The 13,358-nt window shown below is 42.3% G+C and carries 16 protein-coding genes; all 16 read right to left on the reverse strand.

Annotated elements, in window-relative coordinates; genetic code table 11:
* Nucleotides 1–47: 47 nt before the first annotated feature.
* Nucleotides 48–539 carry a DUF6773 family protein gene (locus FZ941_RS07525; RefSeq protein ID WP_148887423.1) on the reverse strand — a complete coding sequence of 164 codons (492 nt, stop codon included), beginning with the start codon at nucleotides 537–539 and terminating at the stop codon, nucleotides 48–50.
* Between the two features lie 9 nt (nucleotides 540–548).
* Nucleotides 549–1,226 carry a CPBP family intramembrane glutamic endopeptidase gene (locus FZ941_RS07530; protein WP_148887424.1) on the reverse strand — a complete coding sequence of 226 codons (678 nt, stop codon included), beginning with the start codon at nucleotides 1,224–1,226 and terminating at the stop codon, nucleotides 549–551.
* A complete protein-coding gene (locus FZ941_RS07535) occupies nucleotides 1,223–1,699 on the reverse strand; it encodes a DUF6773 family protein (RefSeq protein ID WP_148887425.1) in 477 nt (158 codons plus the stop codon). Before FZ941_RS07535 ends, FZ941_RS07530 begins: the two co-directional genes overlap by 4 nt.
* Before the next feature lie 44 nt (nucleotides 1,700–1,743).
* On the reverse strand, nucleotides 1,744–2,238 hold the full coding sequence (locus tag FZ941_RS07540) for a DUF6773 family protein (RefSeq protein WP_148887426.1): 495 nt from the start codon (nucleotides 2,236–2,238) through the stop codon (nucleotides 1,744–1,746).
* Between the two features lie 19 nt (nucleotides 2,239–2,257).
* A complete protein-coding gene (locus FZ941_RS07545; RefSeq protein WP_015605663.1) occupies nucleotides 2,258–2,455 on the reverse strand; it encodes a helix-turn-helix transcriptional regulator in 198 nt (65 codons plus the stop codon).
* Entirely contained in the window at nucleotides 2,439–2,639 is a 201-nt protein-coding gene (locus tag FZ941_RS07550; protein ID WP_041826832.1) for a hypothetical protein, read from the reverse strand. Before FZ941_RS07550 ends, FZ941_RS07545 begins: the two co-directional genes overlap by 17 nt.
* A gap of 200 nt (nucleotides 2,640–2,839) precedes the next feature.
* A complete protein-coding gene (locus FZ941_RS07555; RefSeq protein ID WP_125405293.1) occupies nucleotides 2,840–3,403 on the reverse strand; it encodes an ECF-type riboflavin transporter substrate-binding protein in 564 nt (187 codons plus the stop codon).
* Between the two features lie 11 nt (nucleotides 3,404–3,414).
* Nucleotides 3,415–4,260 (reverse strand): S-adenosyl-l-methionine hydroxide adenosyltransferase family protein, encoded by an 846-nt coding sequence (locus FZ941_RS07560; protein ID WP_148887427.1) that lies wholly within the window; start codon nucleotides 4,258–4,260, stop codon nucleotides 3,415–3,417.
* Between the two features lie 224 nt (nucleotides 4,261–4,484).
* Nucleotides 4,485–5,078 carry an MptD family putative ECF transporter S component gene (locus FZ941_RS07565; protein WP_148887489.1) on the reverse strand — a complete coding sequence of 198 codons (594 nt, stop codon included), beginning with the start codon at nucleotides 5,076–5,078 and terminating at the stop codon, nucleotides 4,485–4,487.
* A gap of 479 nt (nucleotides 5,079–5,557) precedes the next feature.
* A complete protein-coding gene (locus FZ941_RS07570; RefSeq protein WP_148887428.1) occupies nucleotides 5,558–6,250 on the reverse strand; it encodes a methionine ABC transporter permease in 693 nt (230 codons plus the stop codon).
* Between the two features lies 1 nt (nucleotide 6,251).
* Nucleotides 6,252–7,316: a methionine ABC transporter ATP-binding protein gene (locus FZ941_RS07575; protein ID WP_148887429.1), complete on the reverse strand. Its 1,065-nt coding sequence runs from the start codon at nucleotides 7,314–7,316 to the stop codon at nucleotides 6,252–6,254.
* On the reverse strand, nucleotides 7,306–8,682 hold the full coding sequence (locus FZ941_RS07580) for a M20/M25/M40 family metallo-hydrolase (protein WP_148887430.1): 1,377 nt from the start codon (nucleotides 8,680–8,682) through the stop codon (nucleotides 7,306–7,308). Before FZ941_RS07580 ends, FZ941_RS07575 begins: the two co-directional genes overlap by 11 nt.
* Nucleotides 8,683–8,888: 206 nt before the next feature.
* Nucleotides 8,889–9,764: a MetQ/NlpA family ABC transporter substrate-binding protein gene (locus tag FZ941_RS07585; RefSeq protein ID WP_125390222.1), complete on the reverse strand. Its 876-nt coding sequence runs from the start codon at nucleotides 9,762–9,764 to the stop codon at nucleotides 8,889–8,891.
* An 85-nt stretch (nucleotides 9,765–9,849) separates the two neighbouring features.
* Nucleotides 9,850–10,683: an amino acid ABC transporter substrate-binding protein gene (locus FZ941_RS07590; RefSeq protein ID WP_005592302.1), complete on the reverse strand. Its 834-nt coding sequence runs from the start codon at nucleotides 10,681–10,683 to the stop codon at nucleotides 9,850–9,852.
* A gap of 204 nt (nucleotides 10,684–10,887) precedes the next feature.
* Complete coding sequence (locus FZ941_RS07595) at nucleotides 10,888–12,024, reverse strand: amidohydrolase (RefSeq protein ID WP_148887431.1); 1,137 nt, start codon at nucleotides 12,022–12,024, stop codon at nucleotides 10,888–10,890.
* Nucleotides 12,025–12,133: 109 nt separating this feature from the next.
* A complete protein-coding gene (locus FZ941_RS07600; RefSeq protein ID WP_187418400.1) occupies nucleotides 12,134–13,228 on the reverse strand; it encodes a DUF4352 domain-containing protein in 1,095 nt (364 codons plus the stop codon).
* Nucleotides 13,229–13,358 lie beyond the last annotated feature (130 nt).

The raw sequence follows: 13,358 nt of genomic DNA on the forward strand, positions 1-13,358 counted from the left end.
TTTGTTTGGAAAATAGCAGAGCGGGAATCTCTATGCAGAAAAGAAGGTTAGCCCTCTTTCTCCAAGTCTTCCAAATACTTTTCAAAGCGCTTTTTCTGCCACTTGCTGAGACTCTCCAAGATAATATTGACCAGCAGCATGAAAGGAAAGTGAATGACAAAAGTAATGAAAATAACAAATAGGAACATAGGATGAAAAACACTGTTATGATAAATAGCGTGATTGAGCTGGAAATTCTGGCAGGCAATCAAAAGAGTCAGAAAGCCTGTTGCGGCTAGCACACCCCAGATAGTCAGACTGAAACTATTGTAATAATTGGCTCCCAGATACTGAGTGCGACACATGAAATAAAAACTGCTGATGAGAATCAGAAGCAAGAAGGGCTGGTAGTGAACGACTCCCCCATTCATTGCTACAGAACCCATATATAAAGCGAAACTGCCACATAGCATGAGGCTGAAACTCTCCATACCAGCCTTGTTGACCAGTTGTTCTTCGCGTTCGTCTAAGATTTGACGTTTGATAAGTTTCATTTTCATTTCAAGCTCCTATACTTCTACTCCAAAAATAGGGATTAACAACATAAGAATGGCAGGAAGTCCGTTATTTATCATGTGAACTGCAATACTGACTTCCAAGCGCCGAATTCGACAAGCCAGCAAGGTCAAAATTACAGAAGCACCACCATAAATCACAAAAGACATGATATTGGTTGGGCCATGAAAAATCGCAAAGAGCAGTCCGCCTATGATATAGCCCCAGCTTTCATAGCCTTTAAAGATTTTTAGAGGGATGATGCCACGGAAAATAATTTCTTCTGCGATAGGCGCTAAAACACCAAGCATGATGGCCAACAACATCGCATCTCCCCTTCGGAACTCCTCCATCAAAGATGCCTGATTAGCTGTTGTCACCTCGCCATGCAGCCACCGGAGTAATACCGTCCCAAGGACAGATATGAGCAACATGCCTAAGAGGCCTAGAGCAATTCGCTTCCCGTCTCCTTTTTGAAAGATTTTTCCAGACTGGGATAAGATTCCAGTTTTCTTTGCTACTACGACAAAGACCAGCAAAACTAGGAAAATCAGCAAAATACCAAGACCAAGGGTCCACTGTTTGGGAAATTGATAAGTTATTACTAGCTGCTGAAACAGCAGAGGGAGAATATACAGGGCCAAGGCTAAAAAAGCGCAGCCAACCCAGATCAATCGTTTCCACCAAGTCATTCTTCATCCTCCAATTCCTGATCGAGCTTTGCCTGACCTTTACCGTTTAGGTAAAGACTGATCTTGTCCATGGTCAAACTTCCAAGCATAAACAGTATCATTGCAAGAGCCAGCTTAAGCAGATACAAAAGGTTCAACATGCTAGCCAGATTTTCTCGCTGACCAAAGAAATCAATGCCTATAACGATGAGAACAAAGACAATGCCACCGCCAAAACGCTCTGGCCATTTTTCCTCTCTCACCATATCACCAACATCAACGCCTAGGCTTACGCGACGAAGCAAGGCATATAGACCTACTAGGGTAAGCAGGATACCTTCTGGCAGATAGGCCAGCAAGCTTAGATGGAGGATATAGGCTTTGAAAAATACAGAGATAGCTAAGAAGAGAAACATTCCTAGCACTAGTTCTCCCGCAACTTTGCCGTCCAATTTCTCTGTTCGTTCATCTTTTATAACAGGCTGCTTCTTCATTTTCTTTCTCACTTTCTTATTTATAAGTTGAAGATTCACTGATTCTAATTCTCATCATTTTCTAATTCTTGGTCCAATAAAACCTGTCTCTTCTGATAAAAATGATCGACCAACTGATCAAATATACTAGAAAAGGCAGTTAGCAAAGCTAAAATAAAAATAAATTGCAAAATTGGATGATGGCGAAAAAATGGTCGAAGAGCTGAATTTCCACTCCACATCTGAACAGCCACAATTACAATTGCTAAGATAGCCCCGTTAGCCAAACGACTTCTGAAACTCTTAAGCCCAGTAGATGGCTTGTAGCGTCTGATATCAAGTCCCAATTGCCAGCTACGAATTCCAGCATAGATCTCCATACCCAAAATAATCAGAATTTCTGGTAAGTAGCCTTCTACTGGCTCATGCCAAAGAGTAATTTTGACAAAAATAGAAATAACGAGCAAAATGATCGCAAAAAATGCAACTTCATTTCCTAATTTTCGCTCAAGTTGTAGAGTCCGCTCGTCTGTATAGACTTTTTGTGGTTTGTCCTTCATCCTTTTTCTCACTTTCTTCCTATTCTTCCCAAAACAACTGATCCAGCGTTTTATTGAGGCATTTGCAAATGGCCAAGCATAGACTAAGGCTGGGATTGTACTTGCCTGCCTCAATCAGGCCAATGGTCTGACGGGTCACGCCAATAGCATCAGCCAAGTCACCTTGGGTCATGTCATGCTCAACCCGTGCCATCTTGAGCTTAAGATTTTTTGCCATGGTCACCATCCTTATCGTCATTTTTTTGCCCGCCTATGGTGTAGAAAGTACAGCCGAGGGCAACATCAGCACAAGCGAGTATGATAAAGGTTTGATTCTTCCGAATCATGCCCACAACTAGTAAAATTGTGGCTGATACAAGACAAATAAGCAGTATAAGCAGATCATTCACTTTTTTATTCATATCTACGCTCCTTTCATCTTCATAAGTCCATTATACAATATATTTTAAATAATGCAATATATATATTGCATAAAGTTATGTTTTATTTGCAAATTATGGCTGGAGCTATTTTATAGACCTAAGAAAAAAGAGAGTGGGACAGAAATCGAATTCTAACGAATTACCGATTTCTGTCCCACTCTCCGTAATATCTAGTTGGATTAATCTTTCTTAAGGCTGCCTGAGCGAGTCTGAGTACGGGCGTAGGCTAGTAAGAGCAGGGTTCCTGCTACGGCAACTGTCACTCCATTGGACAGAGTTGCTACAAAGCCTTGCACAAAGACCTTATTGACTGGCTCGCTATAAATCAAGATATCGCCAATCGGAGCGATCAAGAGCCAGACAAAAGCATTGGCCAAAAGCTGGAAGATATTGAAGTTGACGATGTCCTTCACTTCAAAAACACCTTCTGCTGCACGAATGCGATTTTTAAACAAACCAAGAATGAAACCAAAGAAGGCACTAGCGATAATCCATGACCACCAGAGACCGTAGCCAGCCATAGCGTCTTTGATAACGTGGCCAATCAAGCCCATCAGGAAACCGACAAAAGGCCCGAAAACAACACTGAAGAGGGCCTGAACCGCATATTGCAGCTGAATGCTAGTATTTGGAACAGGTGTTGGAATGCTAATCATCCCAATGACTACAAAAAGCGCAGCCCCAATCCCCGTTGCAACGACTTCTTTAATAGTAAACTTTGTATCTAAAAATTTCTTTTTCATAATATTCTCCTTTAATTTTCTATACGTTTAATCTCAATATGCCATTGAGCACCAACACCAACATTATAGGCCTTGGCAAAGGAACCTTGGTTAATAGCTAAGCCCACCCGATAGAGGGAATTGATGTACAAAATCGGCTGACCGATGCGGACATCCGCAAAGGACTTGCCATAGGTCACCTGGTTTTGATAGACCAGCATATCATTGTTGTAGATAGTGACTTCAAAGCGGTCGCCAAAGTTGGGCTCTAAGGTGCAGAATTCCTCGCGCGTAATCGAAGTCCAAAGCGAGCCAAAGCGAACATCCAAAATATCAATGGCTCCGCTGACAAAATTATCCCCCAGTCTTGTTTCCACAACAGGGATTTCAACAATTTCTTCGACACTCAGCTCTGGGCCAACTTCCTCAAAACTGATATGGCCGCTGGCTAGCTTGGCACCTGTGTAGGCATAGACATCTCGCCCATGGAAGGTATAAGAATGCTCGGTATTCTTGCGACGATTTTCCACTTCTGAAATCTCACGAATAGCTACGATACCGACATGCTTTTTGATAAAGGACAGAGTACCATTGTCAGGTGTCACGATATATTGATTTTTACTGGTCTTAGCAACCACGCTTTTCCGCTTAGAACCCACTCCCGGATCCACGACTGAAACAAAAGTCGTTCCCTCTGGCCAATAATCTACCGTTTGAAAGAGACGATAACTACCCTCAAAGATATTGTAAGGGGTGATGTCATGGGTCAAATGATGGATTTTCAGCGTTGGTGATTCCTCCAAAGCCACTCCAATCATAGCCGACACTGCTCCATCTACCAGACCGAAGTCCGACTGCAGTACTAATATGTTGTTCATCTTAATCCTCCCAGGACTTGAGCCTGATATTCTCCAAGTCTTCTAATCTTACCAAAATTAGGCTCTTTTCGCTAGAGCTGGAGGCATAGGATTTTTTTATAACTGTCTATTTTTCAAAGATATAGCATGCAAGCTAGGGCATTTTTCTGGATCAAACTTATGTCAGAACAATTCCTTGAGTAGGCTAAGATAGGAAAGTCCCACCTTTCGTCTGGCTTGACTTTTTATGACTGAGAGGCAGCTTTTGCACTGCGCTTTTTTACCAGATATTGACCCAGCAGGCCACCGATTAAAGCACCTGCCATTACCATCACGATAAAACTAGCGATGGTCGGAAAATCCAACGGCAGCAAAATCCGATTGATGTATTCTGCTGTCTTACCACGCGCTACCAAGCTATCAATATAAGCTTGACGCGCTAGCCACATGAGGATAATAGGCCCCGAATTGACAAAAGAGAAACAAACAAAGGAAAGCAGATTCAAAAATTTATTTTCGTATTTGCCCAAGCCTGTAATCGTGTCAGCTAAAAGACCGAACACCAAACCTGGCAGGCCAGCAATCATAAAATGACCAGACAAGAGGAAAAAGCCTCCCATCACCACGCCCAGTAAGCTAATCGCTCCGAACTTTTTAATCTTGCTTTGCAGGCACATATAAACGCTTCCGCCAAAAACTGCAGCAAAGACTGGAGCATAGAACATATTGCCAGCATTGTCAAAAAAGTGACCTACTAGTACTCCTAGTCCGACACAGAGAAAGTAGAGTAGAGCAAAGAGTCCCGTCCATTTCAACTCTTTAAGTGTTAACGATGTCATCATCGATTCCTTTCTAATTCTGAAGTCAAAACTTCATGAAACTATTGATAGCTATATCCTTGATAAGTGAAAAGGCTCATTTCATGCCTTGCCATCCTTCCTGCAAAATGAGATTTTAGCAAGGTTTCCAGATCTAGCATCCTTGATATGCTTGCTTCCCTCAGCATGGGCAAAATCTAGCGCTAGCAAGAAGCAATTTATTATGCTATTTTTCCATACTTATCTTTATTTATTATAGCATTATGAAAATAGAATGTAAATTAAATTTTCAGACTTTTCAAAGGATGATAGCTGACAAAAGAGGCTGGGACAAAAGTCCTAGCCTCCTCAATTGTCTTTGGATTGTCGAGCAAGACGCAGTGGTTGAGTGGGCTCTACTACGTTGATTTCATCAATTTTTACAGCCCTACGCAACTGTGCGGAGGTGGGACAACGAAATCGAATTCTAACGAATTACCGATTTCTGTCCCACTCTCTGTCTAGCGATGACTGATTTTTCTGGTTAAGAAATCGCCCAAAAACTGGATAAAGAAAATGAGGAGCAAGAGCAAAACAGTCGCTAAAATGGTCACGTCTTGGTTGAAACGTTGATAACCGTAGGCAATTGCTACGTTTCCAAGGCCGCCTGCACCGATCGCTCCTGCCATGGCTGTTTCCCCAACTAGCGAGATTAGGGTCACTGTTGTCACCCGAATCAAGTCTGGCAAGCCTTCACGCAAGTAAACACCGATGATATCCCATGAGTTGGCACCAACTGCCTGGGCTGCTTCAATCACACCGCGGTCTAATTCTGATAGAACCACCTGCACCTGACGAGCAAAGAAAGGAAAGACTGCCAAAGATAGTGGCACCAAAGCTGCCGTTGGACCAATCCCTGTCCCTACAATCATCCGTGTGAAAGGATTGATCAAAGCTAGGAGAATGATAAAGGGAATTGCCCGAAAGATGGACGTGACCTTATCCAAGATGAAAAAGGCTGTTTTATTTTCTAAAATACCTCCTGGCGCTGTCAATACTAGGAAAAGTCCAGCGATCAAGCCTAGAATGCCACCGATCAGGAAAGAAATAATCGTCATATAAAGGGTCAGATAAATCGCTGTTCCCCAGCCAGCCTGACCAGCCCAGCCCATCTTATAGACGTTAGGCAAAAATGTTTTAATCAAGTCTACCAATCTAAATTCCTCCCTTAAGCACCTTTAATTCTACGCCAGCAGCTTGCAAATTGCTCTGAGTTGCCGCAAGATTTTCTGCATTTCCTGACAAAATAACCACCATCTCCCCGACTGGTACATGATCTAAAATCTCAATGTTGGCATGTAAAATATTGGCCGAAACCTGATACTGCTTGTAGATATCGTTGATAATAGCTGTATCTGTCACCGTACCAGCATACTTCAAATGCGCCAAGACAGAATCCGCTGGCAAATCTTGCACAATCTTCTGCTGATTGATTTTAACCATCGCTTCAGTGATACCTGTTGCCGTTGTGATAAAGTCTTGGGTCAATTCGTTCTGTGGATTGGTAAAGATATCCAAAACCGAGCCTTCCTCGATCAATTTCCCATTCTGCATAACAGCCACACGATTAGCAATATCTTTGACAATCTGCATTTCGTGCGTGATGAGTACAATCGTCAGCCCCAACTTTTGATTCAAATCCTGAAGCAAGGCCAAAATTTGCTTAGTTGTTTTAGGGTCCAAAGCTGAAGTCGCTTCATCTGAAATTAAGATTTTCGGGTCATTAGCCAAGGCTCTAGCAATCGCCACGCGCTGCTTCTGCCCACCAGATAGTTGAGAAGGATAATTATCCGCTCGATCTTCCAGACCAACCAGTTCTAAAAGTTTGCGAACCTTCTCCTCTTTTTCAGCAGCAGACAGAAAGGAGTGCTTCAAGGCAAACGCGACATTTTCCTTGGCCGTCATCTGAGCCATCAGATTGAAATGTTGGAAAATCATGCCAATATCCTTGCGCTTTTCCCGCAGTTGAGCCGCATTCAGCTGGACACTGCCCTTGTCATATAGAACTGTTCCATCCACAGTGATGCGACCAGCAGATGGCTTCTGCAGAAGGTTAATAACCCGCACCAAAGTTGACTTTCCGGCACCAGAATAACCCACGATCCCGTAAATATCTCCCTGATTGATGTGAATGGTCACATCCTCAACCGCCTTGATGACACGATTTTTCTGTGTAAATGTGACATCAATACGGTCTAATTTGATAATTTCATTGCTCATAACTTCTGATTAACTCCTTGATTAATTCAATATGGGTATAATAATCGGCAATCTTGACATTTTCATCGCCACCATGATCTCGACTGTTGGCATTTCCCAAGCCAAAGGCAGCCATCGGAACTTCCAAAGCTTCAAAGACTGTGTGCATGGGTCCTGTTCCTGCCGAGGTCGGAAGCACTGAGATGCCTTCTGGATAAAAATCCTTGGCCAGTTCAATCACATTCAGGATAGAAGGGGCACTCATATCGCTACGATAGCTCATTTCTCCCAATGTATAAGTTAATTCTACCCTATCATAGCCATTTTTGTCCAGTTGCTTGCGAATCTTGTCTAAGACATCATGAGGCTCTAAGCCTGGCACCAAGCGCACTTCCATCTTGGCAGATGCATATGCTGGGAGGATGGTTTTAACCCCTTGCCCCTGATAGCCCGAACCGAAACCTTCAATGTTAATGGCTGGCTCAAAATAGAAGCGACGGAGAAATTCCTGCCTGTCCTCCTTCAAGACTGGGAGCTGGAGACCGTAAATTTCCTTCAACTCTTCTGGTGTCTTCAGAGCATACTGGGCAATCAAAGCCAGCTCTCGCTCATTGGGCTCCTGTACTTGCTCATAGATGCCCTCCACCAAAATCCGACCGTCAGCACTACGCAGACTAGAAATGGCATCCATCAAGTACCAAGAAGCTGAATTAATGATACCGCCATAGCTAGAATGGATATCGACTTCTGCACTACGAACAGACATATCAAAGGTGACAATGCCCTTATTTCCACCAGAAATTTCAAGCTGGCCTAGATTATTACGCGTGCCCTGCTCCCAGACCAGCAAATCTGCTCCCCGCAAATGTTTCTTATGCTTGGCCAGATATTTATCCAAGTCTGTTGAAGCCGACTCCTCTGCTCCCTCCATCATGAAAATGATATTGACTGGCAGCGAACCGTGCTCTCGAATATACTTACGCACCGCTGTCAAACGAGCAGTAATGTGGCCTTTGTCATCATCGACCCCACGACCATACATAACACCGTAGTGGACAGACAGAGTAAAGGGATCGTTGGTCCAAGGCTGGTCATTATCAGCTGGTACCGTATCATAGTGGTGGTAGAAAATGATGGTCTTGGCTTCAGGATTGTCCGACTGAAACTCTGCCAATACAAAGGGAGCCGTGTAACTGTCATCAATCATCACTTTAGCACCTGCGGCAGTGAAAATTTCTCCCAGATAGGTAGCTACCTCCTTGAGCCCAATTTGCTGGGCAAAGATAGATTTTTTAGAAATCAAGGTCCGCAACACCTCAAAATAGTGTTGGGCCACCTCATCATTTTCAAACTTTTTAATTTGTTCACTCTCAGTTGAGAAAGGCATGTGTAACTCCTACTAATCGCATCTGTTTAAAGATTGTCTGCTATGATTCACGAAAGAACAAAGACTGACCGTACTGTGATTCCTTGACTCTGCTTTTAAAAATGGCCAAATCATCTCTGCCAATAGAAACTCTAACTAATAGCAGATAAAGGGCTGGAGAAATCCATTCCCCGCCCTTTCTATCTTCAATTATTTTCTATAAAATCTTACCAAACTGGTTGATCCATACCATCTGAAGATTCTTCAATGACTTTTTTAACTTCGTCAGTATGGTAAGCCTTGATGATTTTCTTGATGGCATCTGCCTTGTCAGATTTTTCCCAATCTTTCTTAGCAGCAATCAGGTTGTACCAAAGTTTAGAATTTTCATCTGTCTTTTCTTTGTAAAGAGCGCTCTTGTAGTCAATACCAGCTTCACGAACGAAGGTATTGTTGACAACCGCTGCATCTACAGAAGTAAGAGAAGCTGCTGTTTGAGAAGCATCCAATTCAGAAATTTTCAAGTTTTTCTTGTTTTCTTTGATGTTAGCAACAGTCGCAAGTTTAGTTGAATCCACGTCCAACTTGATCAAACCAGCTGCTTGAAGAAGGTTCAAAGCACGACTTTCGTTTGTTGGGTCATTTGGTACGGCAATGCTTCCGTTTTCTGGAATGTCTTTCACATCAGTATATTTGTTTTTGCCATCTTTAGTACCAGAGTAAAGGCGGATTGGTGCAATATAAGTATCTGCTACAGACACCAAATCAGCATTGTTTTCTTTATTCCAGTTTTTCAGATAGTAGTAGTGCTGGAAGGCATTGATGTCTACATCACCATCGCGAACTGCTTGGTTAGGTTGAGAATAGTCTGTAAATTGGGTGAACTCCAATTTAACACCTGCTTTATCCTTATCAAGGATTTCCTGAACCTTGTTCCAACGTGCTTCTTCTGTATCGCTGAGGCTCATCACACCAACTTTTACAGTCACTGTTGCACTGTCTGCTGACTTAGCGTTTTTTGATGTTGAAGACGAGCAAGCTGCCAAACCAAATGCTGCTACAGCTAAGAGTGCTGTTGCGCCAAACCATTTTTTCAATTTCATGAGATAATCTCCTTATAAAATATATTTTTCTTAATGAAAGGGTTGTAAGTTATTTCCGATTGCTTAGGGCAAAGAAAATCAGAACTTACTTGATATCCTTGGCATCTGGCAAGTAAGTGCCGCCAAAGAATTCTTTTGATAATTTTTCAAGTGTGCCATCCTCGTAGAGTTCCTTGATCCGCTTGTTCATGAAGGTTTGAAGCTCTTCTTGTCCTGAAGCAAGGATTGGATAGACATACGGTTGTTGGTCACTTGGAAGTTCAATCACTTCGACATTATCTAAACCTTGGTCTTTGATGATGGTATCTACTGTGATACGCTCAAAGATCTTGTAGTCTGAACGGCCATCATTCAAATTAGCCAAGATTTGCTGGATTGTACCATCTGTATAGTTGATAGTTGTTGGGTTTGAACTGTGCTCTTCATTGTACTTTTCCAACTGCTTAGCTGTTGAAGTACCTTGAACAACTTCAGTAGACTTGCCTCCGATATCGTCCAGCGACTTGATATTTACTCCTTTACGAACCACCAAGACGGTTGGGTTTTTAGCGTAAGGGTTGGTATAGAGGTATTTACCAGCACGGTCTTCTGAATAACTGATGTTATTGGCACCGATTTGGTAGCGGTCACTGTCCAAGCCAGAGAAAACAGAAGCCCATTTGGTCTTGTTGAAGTTGACTTCGTACTTATCTGAACCTTTGAAGATTTCACGAAGCACTTCAATTTCGTAACCAGTTAGTTTTCCATCCTTATCTTCATAAGAGAAAGGCTTAGTTGTTCCAACCGTTCCGACTTCAATCGTCTTTTTCTTTGTAGCACTATCTTTACTTGCAGAAGACGAGCAGGCTACAAGCAGCCCAACTGCAAGACTTCCTACCACAGCAGTGGCAGTGTATTTCAATATCTTTTTAATATTCATATCTCTATCTCCTCCTAAAGAGCATGTTTCTATCATACCAAAAGTCGAAAATCCTGACCATTATATATTTTTTATCAAGGTGATAGATTTTCTTTATCACTGATTCGATTATTCAAACTATTTGAAAATATCGAAATCTTGTTTTTCTATGATAACAAAAGAAGAGAAGCTTGCCTAGTTCTTATTTTCTATGAAAGACTATAGTTATTTCTTATAGTGCTTGAGGAGAAAGAGGGCGTTTTCGACATAGTAAGGCACAGAGACCTGAAAGGCTGCATCGTCAATCGTCATGCTGTCATGGTGCAGATCAGACGCATCTGCTGCACCATTTGAGCCGATAAAAGCAAAGACACCAGGGATTCTTTCTTGATAAAAGGCAAAGTCTTCGCCAGCTGAAGATGGCTGGGCAGGCAGTAGCTCCCCGATATTCTGGGAGTTTTCAAAAATAAGCTCGGCCAATTCTGGATCATTATAGGTCACTGGCGGAGTCTGATCCCAGAAGATAGTGACCTTAGCACCGAAATTCTCCGCCGTATGCTCCACAATACGGATAAAATCTACCTTCAAACGCTTTTGCAACTCAGAATTAAAACAACGAATCGTGCCTTCAAAAAAGCCATTTTGCGGCAGAACATTCCAAGTCGCCCCAGCCTCAATGTGGGTCACAGACAAAACAACTGGCTCAAAGGGCGAGACAGTCCGAGAAACCAGAGCCTGAAGATTTTGAATCATGCTGGTCAGAGTCAGCACCGTATCCACTCCCAAATCTGGCCTAGCCGCATGGCTGCTGACTCCCTCAACAGTCACCTGAAACTTCTCTACGCCTGCCATCATGGCTCCCGCCTTCAAGGCTATTTGCCCAGCTTTTAACTGGGGCATATTGTGAAAACCGATAATCGCAACTACATCGTCCAGCAAACCCGTAGCCAGAACTTGACTGGCTCCTTGGGAGGTTTCCTCAGCTGGCTGAAAAATCAGGCGAATAGTCCCCTGTATATCTTCTTCCATAGCCTTGAGCAACTCTGCCGCTCCCAGAAGACTAGTCTGATGAAAATCATGACCGCAGGCATGCATGACACCAGGATTTTGGCTAGCGTAAGGCAGACCTGTCTGCTCTAAAATGGGCAGGGCATCAATATCTGCTCTCAAGGCGATAACTGGTTCTCCCTGACCGATTTCGGCAATCAAGCCCGTCTCTAAACCGGAATCCAAAATTTCAATTCCTAAGTCTTGCAAATAACGGCTTAGAAAGGACGTTGTTTCATATTCTTGGCCAGACAGCTCTGGATGCTGATGGAGATGATGACGCGTTTTTACTAATTTATCATAGAATTTTTTCATGGTAGACTCCTTTACTCTACATATCTACCCTCCAGTATAGCACAAAGCTAAGCTAGGAAACAAAATAAAATAGAGAGCAGAATGAAGCATCTGCCCTCTCATCTTGCTATTAAGATATATCGCCTTCAAAAGCTCTGACGATAGATTCATAAGAATAATCACGCTCTAGAACCCATTTGCCATCTGTTTTGACAAATTTCAACTGATAATCTCGTTCTGGCGTAAGAAGAGGACGTGAATCCATTCCAGCCATCATATCATTAGCATAGCTCTTATCGGTAGCTTTATAGACGTCACTCAGGCTTCCATATTCAGAGCGATGCTTGTCATAAAAATCTTGACGGTAGGTATACATGGTTTTATTTAGACTGACCGTTCTCGGTTTGATCTTGATAACGATTGAATTTGGCATGTACTGGGCTACTGTGTAATCAATTTCTGAGCGTTTGGCATTACTTTTCACATAAGCATCAATGAAAGCATTGATTTCATCATCACTAAAGGGATAGTCATGCAATTTACGTGTGAAATCTGCTGCAAAAGCTGCTCTATAATCTTTTTTATCTTGCTCCAAATCACCACCTAAAACTAAATCGCCTTTGTCTTTAGAAGATTTTGTCTTTGCTTCTCCTCCCAAGAAAACAGCATTGAGGTAATCAGAAGCTAATTTCTTTGATTCATCAACGTGATTAGGATATTTCGCAGGATCAACCTTTAGTTTGATGGCTTCTGCTTTTTCATCGGAGCCATAGGTTTTCTTCTCATAGTGAAGTTCATATTTCTTGCCATCTTCAACCTTAAAGACCAGATTACCAGAAAGAGTTTTTCCTTCCGCTAAATCTTCATAGCTCAGTGTTTTGAAGTTTTCTTTGTCATCATAGACTCCGACTGGCTGGATTTTTTCACCCTCTGAATCATAAAAAGCAATATCTGAGGAGGAAATCATGATTTTATCATTTGTTTTATTTTTAATTTCCAAAGACAAGGCCAAGTATTTGGCATCAGCTGATCCGTTGCTTGGCATAATAAACTGACCTTCTTTAATCTGGATATCAACCTGCCCATTGCTGGCTGATTTTTTGACAGTTGTCTCCTGACTTGGCTTACCAGAATGTTTTTTATTTGGACTTGGAAGCAAGGCACAGGCTGTTAAGCTCACACCTGCCACAAGCAAGGCTGTGTATTTAAATACTTTTTTCATCATTGTCTCCTTAATTTCTTAATGCTGTGACTTTTCTATTTTATCATACTTGGCTAAACTGGTAAATAGCATTTGAAATTATCAATATATATAAATGCAACATTACAATCGCTCGAATGACCAAGCATCTGAA

This window comes from Streptococcus sp. Marseille-P6264 (genome assembly GCF_902460355.1).
Taxonomy (GTDB): domain Bacteria; phylum Bacillota; class Bacilli; order Lactobacillales; family Streptococcaceae; genus Streptococcus.

What these genes read in the sequence shown, in the direction of transcription:
- FZ941_RS07525 (WP_148887423.1), bottom strand. Translation starts at nt 539, where the DNA reads ATGAAAATGAAACTTATCAAACGTCAAATCTTAGACGAACGCGAAGAA.
- FZ941_RS07530 (WP_148887424.1), bottom strand. Translation starts at nt 1,226, where the DNA reads ATGACTTGGTGGAAACGATTGATCTGGGTTGGCTGCGCTTTTTTAGCC.
- FZ941_RS07535 (WP_148887425.1), bottom strand. Translation starts at nt 1,699, where the DNA reads ATGAAGAAGCAGCCTGTTATAAAAGATGAACGAACAGAGAAATTGGAC.
- FZ941_RS07540 (WP_148887426.1), bottom strand. Translation starts at nt 2,238, where the DNA reads ATGAAGGACAAACCACAAAAAGTCTATACAGACGAGCGGACTCTACAA.
- FZ941_RS07545 (WP_015605663.1), bottom strand. Translation starts at nt 2,455, where the DNA reads ATGGCAAAAAATCTTAAGCTCAAGATGGCACGGGTTGAGCATGACATG.
- FZ941_RS07550 (WP_041826832.1), bottom strand. Translation starts at nt 2,639, where the DNA reads ATGAATAAAAAAGTGAATGATCTGCTTATACTGCTTATTTGTCTTGTA.
- FZ941_RS07555 (WP_125405293.1), bottom strand. Translation starts at nt 3,403, where the DNA reads ATGAAAAAGAAATTTTTAGATACAAAGTTTACTATTAAAGAAGTCGTT.
- FZ941_RS07560 (WP_148887427.1), bottom strand. Translation starts at nt 4,260, where the DNA reads ATGAACAACATATTAGTACTGCAGTCGGACTTCGGTCTGGTAGATGGA.
- FZ941_RS07565 (WP_148887489.1), bottom strand. Translation starts at nt 5,078, where the DNA reads ATGACATCGTTAACACTTAAAGAGTTGAAATGGACGGGACTCTTTGCT.
- FZ941_RS07575 (WP_148887429.1), bottom strand. Translation starts at nt 7,316, where the DNA reads ATGAGCAATGAAATTATCAAATTAGACCGTATTGATGTCACATTTACA.
- FZ941_RS07580 (WP_148887430.1), bottom strand. Translation starts at nt 8,682, where the DNA reads ATGCCTTTCTCAACTGAGAGTGAACAAATTAAAAAGTTTGAAAATGAT.
- FZ941_RS07585 (WP_125390222.1), bottom strand. Translation starts at nt 9,764, where the DNA reads ATGAAATTGAAAAAATGGTTTGGCGCAACAGCACTCTTAGCTGTAGCA.
- FZ941_RS07590 (WP_005592302.1), bottom strand. Translation starts at nt 10,683, where the DNA reads ATGAATATTAAAAAGATATTGAAATACACTGCCACTGCTGTGGTAGGA.
- FZ941_RS07595 (WP_148887431.1), bottom strand. Translation starts at nt 12,024, where the DNA reads ATGAAAAAATTCTATGATAAATTAGTAAAAACGCGTCATCATCTCCAT.
- FZ941_RS07600 (WP_187418400.1), bottom strand. Translation starts at nt 13,228, where the DNA reads ATGATGAAAAAAGTATTTAAATACACAGCCTTGCTTGTGGCAGGTGTG.